Annotated in this window: 2 protein-coding genes; both read left to right on the plus strand. The window is 74.6% G+C overall.

Annotated elements, in window-relative coordinates:
* Positions 1-422 (plus strand): agmatine deiminase family protein (locus ASG00_RS16550; protein ID WP_235559086.1); only part of this gene is annotated, 422 nt, incomplete at its 5' end.
* Positions 419-1,495 (plus strand): amidase (locus ASG00_RS02560; protein WP_235559087.1); only part of this gene is annotated, 1,077 nt, incomplete at its 3' end. The genes ASG00_RS16550 and ASG00_RS02560, both read left to right, overlap by 4 nt.

Here is a 1,495-nt window from a genome sequence, read left to right on the forward strand (position 1 = left end):
GCACGAAGGGCCACGTCGACATCGTCGCCACGATCCCCTCGCCCGGTCGCCTGCTGCTGCACGACCAGCGGGATGCGGGGCATCCCGACCACGCGGTCACCCGCGACCTCGTCGACCTGCTGTCGCACGAGACGGATGCCGCGGGCCGCCCCTTCGAGATCGTGCGCCTTCCCGCCCCGTCGACGCTCCGCGACGCGCACGGCGTCGTCGACTGGAGCTACGTCAACCACCTCGTCGTCAACGGCGGCGTGATCGCGTGCGGCTTCGGCGACGAGCGCGCGGACGCCGACGCGCGGGCGATCCTCGCCGAGGCCTACCCGGGCCGCCGCGTCGTGTCGGTCGAGTCGCGTCCGATCTTCGATCGGGGCGGCGGCATCCACTGCATCACTCAGCAGCAGCCCTCCCTCGGCGCGTCGGCATGATCGACGTCGTCGAGGCGTCGATCGCCGAGCTGCGGTCGGCCCTCGAGGACGGCCGCACGACGAGCGTCGCGCTCGTCGACGCCTACCTCGCGCGCATCGCCGCCTACGACGCCCCCGGCACCCCCACCGCACTCAACGCCGTCATCGTGGCGAACCCCGATGCGCGGGCGGAGGCCGCGGCATCCGATGCCCGACGCGCCCGCGGCGAGGGACGCGGGCCGCTCGAGGGCATCCCGTACACCGCGAAGGACAGCTACCTGGTGCGCGGCCTCACCGCGGCGGCAGGCAGCCCCGCGTTCGCCGACCTCGTCGCCCAGCGTGACGCGTTCACGATCGAGCGGCTGCGGGCTGCGGGCGCGATCTGCCTCGGCCTCACCAACATGCCGCCGATGGCCAACGGCGGCATGCAGCGCGGGGTCTACGGGCGGGCCGAGAGCCCGTATGACGCCGACCACCTGACGGCGCCGTTCGGCTCCGGCTCGTCGAACGGCTCCGGCACGGCGACCGCCGCGAGCTTCGCCGCGTTCGGGCTCGGCGAGGAGACCTGGTCGAGCGGGCGCGGCCCGGCCTCCCACAACGCGCTCTGCGCCTACACGCCCTCGCGCGGGGTGATCTCGGTGCGCGGCAACTGGCCGCTCGTGCCCACGATGGACGTCGTCGTCCCCCACACCCGCACGATGGCCGACCTGCTCGAGGTGCTCGACGTCATCGTCGCCGACGACCCCGAGACGCGCGGCGACCTGTGGCGCACCCAGACGTGGGTGACGATCCCCGCGGCGTCCGCCGTGCGCCCCGCCTCCTACCCCGCTCTCGCCCACGGCACCGACGTCCTGCGGGGAGTGACCGTCGGCGTGCCCCGCATGTACATCAACGCCGACCCCGACGCCGGCACCGCGGCATCCCCGGGGATCGGCGGCCCCACCGGGCGCCGCATCGTCACCCGCGACAGCGTCATCGCGCTGTGGCAGGCGGCGCGCGCCGACCTCGAGGCGCGCGGCGCGCGGGTCGTCGAGGTCGACCTGCCCGTCGTCAGCAACTACGAGGGCGACCGGCCCGGGGCATCCACCATCGCC

The sequence above is a fragment of the Microbacterium sp. Leaf351 genome (assembly GCF_001423825.1).
In the GTDB taxonomy this organism is placed as follows: domain Bacteria; phylum Actinomycetota; class Actinomycetes; order Actinomycetales; family Microbacteriaceae; genus Microbacterium; species Microbacterium ginsengisoli.